Source organism: Mesorhizobium sp. M2C.T.Ca.TU.002.02.1.1, assembly GCF_003997225.1.
Genome location: NZ_RZTO01000402.1, coordinates 1 through 5,553, shown reverse-complemented (window position 1 = coordinate 5,553; position 5,553 = coordinate 1). Strand labels below are relative to the sequence as shown.

The 5,553-nt window shown below is 60.8% G+C and carries 5 protein-coding genes and 1 tRNA gene; 5 read left to right on the top strand and 1 reads right to left on the bottom strand.

Annotated features, from left to right (window positions below):
- From EOD07_RS20500 to EOD07_RS20480, 5 genes are all read left to right on the top strand, one after another.
- On the top strand, positions 1–420 hold a 420-nt coding region (locus tag EOD07_RS20500), incomplete at its 5' end, for a helix-turn-helix domain-containing protein (protein WP_281059073.1).
- 377 nt (positions 421–797) lie between these two features.
- A complete protein-coding gene (locus EOD07_RS20495; RefSeq protein ID WP_127236759.1) occupies positions 798–2,657 on the top strand; it encodes a DUF882 domain-containing protein in 1,860 nt (619 codons plus the stop codon).
- Positions 2,658–2,745: 88 nt separating this feature from the next.
- Positions 2,746–2,819 (top strand) — tRNA-Gln (locus EOD07_RS20490).
- A 131-nt stretch (positions 2,820–2,950) separates the two neighbouring features.
- The gene (locus EOD07_RS20485) at positions 2,951–3,730 is read left to right on the top strand and encodes a DUF4433 domain-containing protein (protein WP_206519509.1); all 780 of its coding nucleotides are present in this window, start codon (positions 2,951–2,953) and stop codon (positions 3,728–3,730) included.
- Positions 3,676–4,779: a macro domain-containing protein gene (locus tag EOD07_RS20480; RefSeq protein ID WP_127236758.1), complete on the top strand. Its 1,104-nt coding sequence runs from the start codon at positions 3,676–3,678 to the stop codon at positions 4,777–4,779. Before EOD07_RS20485 ends, EOD07_RS20480 begins: the two co-directional genes overlap by 55 nt.
- Positions 4,780–4,870: 91 nt before the next feature.
- Here the strand turns inward: EOD07_RS20480 and EOD07_RS20475 are convergent.
- The coding region (locus tag EOD07_RS20475) for an AraC family transcriptional regulator (RefSeq protein ID WP_164772383.1) at positions 4,871–5,553 on the bottom strand (683 nt) is incomplete at its 5' end.

The window sequence follows — 5,553 nt, the reverse complement described above, 5'->3', positions numbered from 1 at the left end:
GTGCTCGCCGAGGGCGACGTGCTGACCGAGGAGGAGTTCCCGCAGATCCGGGCGCAGGTGGAAGGCACGGTCAATCTCGGAGCGGAAACGGCATCCTCCGTCGTCGAAACGACCGAGGACGCGACCCGGCAAACGGACGAGACCGTTGCCGATGCGACCGGGGCTGGCGTTTCCGACGGCGAGGCGCCGGCCAGGCCGCAGCCGCGCTTCGGAACGCTTCGTGCGCTCGACGAGCGCGGCAATGTGCGGGCGCTGGCCGACGTCGAGCTCGAGATGATCAAGCTCGCGATCGACCATTACAACGGCCAGATGAGCGAGGTCGCCCGCCGGTTGGGTATCGGCCGCTCGACGCTCTACCGCAAGTTGAAGGAATATGGCATTGATCCCGAAGCGGGTCGCGTCGACCGGCTCGCCTCGTGACAGCAAGCTCCGAGCCAGCCTGCCCGCCTAAAATCCGAGTCAAATTGTCGCTTTTGACAGGAAAATCCTGGGTTTTCAGCGGTTGGCGTTGCCGAGGATCACGCATTAACGCTAACGGTAACAGATCGTGTTCTGGCCGAGGCCGGATTCTTGATCTAAACCAGCGGTTTACCACGAAATGCTGTGCATCATTTTTGACGGGATATCGCCACGGTGTTACCGCATTTCGGCTTCAATAAACGATGATTAACCATTAGGATCGATATTCGGATGTGAAAACCACGCATCCGTTTGGTCAAATCCGGGGACAAACGGCAGCCTGAAAGCCATTTGATTTGAACAAAATCGAACGACACAAAAACGGGCGGCATTTTCACATGAGCGTCTGGCCGAGGTGGCTGACGTTCGTGATTTTGGCCGTCGGGTTCCTGTCCGCGACGATGCCGGGCGCCAGGGCTGAGGTGCGCACGCTCAAGCTCTATCACCTGCACACGCACGAGAAGGCCGAGATCGTCTACAAGCGCAATGGCCGCTACGATCCGGAAGGCCTGCGCAAGATCAACATCATCCTGCGCGACTGGCGGCGCAACGAGCCGACCAAGATGGATCCGCGGCTGCTCGACCTCGTCTGGGAAGCCTATCGCGAAAGCGGAGCCACCGACTATATCCAGGTCGTCTGCGGCTATCGCTCGCCGTCGACCAACGCGATGCTGCGCTCGCGCAGCCGCGGCGTCGCCGAGAAGAGCCAGCACATGCTGGGCAAGGCGATGGACTTCTACATCCCCGGCGTGCCGCTGAAGAAGCTGCGCAACATCGGCCTCAAGATGCAGGGCGGCGGCGTCGGCTATTACCCGACCTCCGGCTCGCCCTTCGTGCATATGGATGTCGGCAATGTGCGCCATTGGCCGGGCATCAGCCGCCAGGAGCTGGTCAGCCTGTTCCCGAACGGCAAGACGCTGCATGTGCCGAGCGACGGCAGGCCGCTGCCTGGCTATGAGCAGGCGATGGCCGCTTATCAGGCGCGTAAGGGCGCCGGCACGCCCAATATCGAACTAGCCAGCGCCGGTGGCTCGACCAAGCGGTCCGGCGGCCTGTTCGCCTGGTTCCGCGGCGGCGGCGCCGACGAAGCCGACGACGAGGCCGACGACAGCGCCCCGGCACCGCAGCAGAAGACTGTGAAGCAGGTTCAGGTCGCGAGCGCCGCCCCGGCCCGCACCAGCAATCTTCCGGGTATCGCCATCGTTTCGCCGAAGGATGCCAAGCGCGCCAACATCCCGCAGATCGCGGATGACAGCGCCGACGATTCGCAGCAGCCGGAGCAGGATACGCCCGAGACGATCATTGCCGCGTTGCCGCCCAAGGAAGTTCCGCTGCCCGACTTCGCGCCGCGTCCGAAGGTCGATGTCGGCCAGCAGACGCCGCAGAACGTGCCGTTCGCCATGGCCGACGCCTCGGCGACGACGGAGCAGGCGGTTTCGACGGCACAGGCGCCGGTGCCGGACAAGGTTCCGTTCGGCGCGGCCAGCGCCGCCGAGGCCGCGAGCACCGATCCGGCGCAGGTGGCGGTCAACAACATCCCGCTGCCGACCTGGCGCCCCGACCGCTCGACGCCGGCGGAACTTGCGCCGAAGGACAAGAACGTCCTTCTGGCGCTGGCCGAAACGGCTTCGCAGGACAAGAGCGCGACCGACGCGTTCTCCGTGCTGCCGACCGCCCGGCCGCAGCCCGGCAAGCAGGATGAGGTCAAGGCTGTCCTCGAACAGGCCAATGCGACCGTCGGGGTCGACGGCGGCGGCGCCGAATATCAGCTGGCGTCGCTGACCGAACCGGAGCCTCGCTCCGCCTTCAACGATCCGTCAGGCGTCGATGCGGCCTCGCCGCGCAAAGCCATCGCCGCCCTGCCGGCCGGGACCGATCCCGCGCAGGCGATCGGCGGCGGTGTGAAGACGACGGCCAAGGAAGCCAGGGCGTCCGCCCACGACCTGAAGCCAGGGCCTAAGGCCATGGTGGTGGCGACGCCGCCGCAGGCCGCGCGCTGGGCGCTGGGCAGCGGCGCCAACATTGCCTCGGTTTCCGACCCGACGACGGCGCCGCGCTATGCCTACAACATCGTGCATACGCCGCCGAGCGAAGTGTACACGGCCGGCTTCCAGGCGGATGGCCAGGTGCCGGACGCAAGCCGCTTCACCGGCAATGCGGTGAAGTTCCTGTCGGTCGCCCGTTTCCAGACGAAATAGCGATCCCGCCAGATACCGGAGAAGCCGCGTTGGAGGACAACGCGGCTTTTTGTTTTCATCCCTGAAGGCCTGTTCGATCGCCAGGTCTTCCCGCTTCGTCTAATGGTAGGACAGCGCCCTTTGAAGGCGTGAATCGTGGTTCGAATCCATGAGCGGGAACCATAAATTTTAATCAGTTAGCACGGCATGTCGTAGACCTGCCCAATAGTGGGCTGACAACGCCCATCGCGAGCAGGACACGTGATGAATGCGTACTAAACATGGAGGGCCCGCGCGTGCTTAGTTGATTTCGCGTGCGTTCCTGCGACTATCGGGATTCCCAATTTCATGAAAAGTCCGATCCGCTCAGTGATAAAGCGCCGATGGCGAAACCTCCGAACCCGAAAATCTATCACATCGTGAACGTTGATCGATTAGCGTCGATTATCAAAAGCGGTGGGCTTCTGAGCGATTCTGAAATCATCAAGCTTAAGTTGCCTGGCACTACGATCGGCATGGGGTCCATAAAGGCGAGACGTCTGGAACTCCCCGTCAAGTGCTATTCGAACGCCACGGTTGGCGATTTCGTGCCCTTCTATTTTTGCCCGCGGTCAGTGATGCTCTACGTCATCCACAAGGCTAACAACCCTGAGCTGGCCTACAAGGGCGGCCAAGGGCCGATTGTCCATCTCCAATGCGACTTGAACAAAGTCATAGCGGCGTTGGACAAGGCCAAACGTAGCTGGGCTTTCAGCGGGTCCAATGCCGGGGCGGTCTATTCCAGTTTCTGGAATGACCCCAGCAAGCTCAGTCAGCTCGATTGGAGTCACATTGGTGCCAAATCTTGGCAGGAACCTGAGGTCAGGGACGCCAAACAGGCAGAATTCCTAGTGTATAAGAAAATTTCCTTGGCATTTGGTGGATCGAATTGGAGTGCAGAATCTGGCCACATTCAACGCTGTGACGAATGTGATCGCGCAAGCTGCGCACAAGCCAACAGTCGCTATAGAGACGAACTGGTATTACTGAGGAGGGGAGAATGGTCGAATTCCGCACCGGCAATATCCTCGACGCAGACGTCGACGCATTGGTGAACACCGTCAATTGCGTCGGCGTGATGGGCCGCGGCATCGCCCTTCAGTTCAAAAATGCCTACCCGGACAATTTCAAGGCCTACGAAGCCGCGTGTAGCCGTGGACTTGTTAAACCTGGCCGAATGTTCGTTTTCGAGACTGGACGACTGTCACCGCGTTTCATCATTAATTTCCCGACGAAACGTCACTGGCGAGGGAAAAGCCGCATCGAAGACATCAAAAGCGGATTGACGGATTTCGTCGATGTCCTGAGCTCCCGCAAGATTAGGTCGGTCGCAATACCGCCTCTCGGGTCTGGACTAGGTGGCCTGAATTGGTCTGATGTTCGCCCCCTGATCGTGGACGCAGTTGCCCAACTACCTGACGTCCAAGCGATTATCTACGAGCCGGCTGGTACCCCAGATTCCGCAGCGTTAGCTCGCAACCGCCCGATTCCCAAGATGACGGAAGGACGAGCTGCGTTAGTCGTTCTCTTACAGCGATATCTAAACGGCCTTATGGATCCCTTCGTAACGCTGCTTGAGGCCCACAAACTTTTATTCTTCATGCAGGAATCTGGACAGCCCCTACGCCTGGTGTTCCGCAAGGCACTTTATGGGCCCTATGCGGAGAACCTCCGGCACGTCCTGCACGAAATGGAAGGCCATCTGATTGCCGGGTACGGCGATGGAGGAGATGATCCTAAGAAAGCGCTGAGCATCATACCAGGCGCCTACGAAGAAGCTCAGCGCGTGGTGCTCGGTGAATTTGCGACCAGGCAGCGATTTGATCGCGTTGCCAAGCTGATCGATGGTTTTGAAACGCCTTATGGGATGGAGCTTCTGGCAACAGTCTATTGGGTTGCTCAACGCGAGGGAGCAAGTGACTTCAGGGAAGTGCGCGATGCGGTATACGGATGGAGCGAGCGGAAACGCCAATTCGCATCCGAAGAGATCAAGCTGGCGTATCGGACGTTGATTGAGCGCGGCTGGCTAAATGCCAAAATGCCTCCGATGATCGTACCCCGGAGTATCTCCGATCCAAAAGCAGGGTCTCGTTTATCGAATTAGACTACCACCACTCATCAGTTCCGGTTGTCGCATTTCTGGCACCAGACCTTGTTGCGACCTCGTAGGTGCCCTTTTCATATCGTGCCCGTGCTCAGTCGACTTCCAGCGTGGCCGCTTCGCCCTTGGCCAGAAGCCGCGCGGCGTCGCGCGCAGGCGGCAATCCGAACTGGCGGGCATATTCGCGGCTGAACTGGGAAGCGCTTTCGTAGCCGACGGTGAAAGCAACCTGCGCGGCGTTCCCGGGCTGGGCGATCAGCAGATGGCGCGCTTCGAGCAGGCGAAGCTGCTTCTGATACTGGATCGGGCTCATCGCCGTCGCCGCCTTGAAGTGGCGATGAAAGGCGGCATTGCTCATATGCGACAGCTCGGCCAATTGCGTCACATCGATCGGCTCGTTGTAATGCGCGCGGATCCAAGCGGTGGCGCGGCGGATCTGCGAAAGGCGGCCGTCGGCGCGCGCGAGCTGGCGCAGCTTCTCGCCTTGCGGGCCTTGCAACAGCCTGAATGCGATCTCCCGTTCCAGCATGGGCGCGAGAACCGGAATCTCCGCCGGCCTGTCGAGCAGCCGCAGCATCCGGCGCCATGCGTCGAGCAGCAAGTCATCGACCGGATTGGTCACGAAGCTATCGTCATCGATCGCCGGCTTGTGGTCGATGAGCAGGCCGGCGACCAACTCGGCATCGAGCGCGAAGGCGATGGCCGTGTAAGGCCGCGCGGCGCTCGCCTCGATCAGCTGGCTGGTGGCGGCGGTCTCGACCGCATAGACGAAATAGC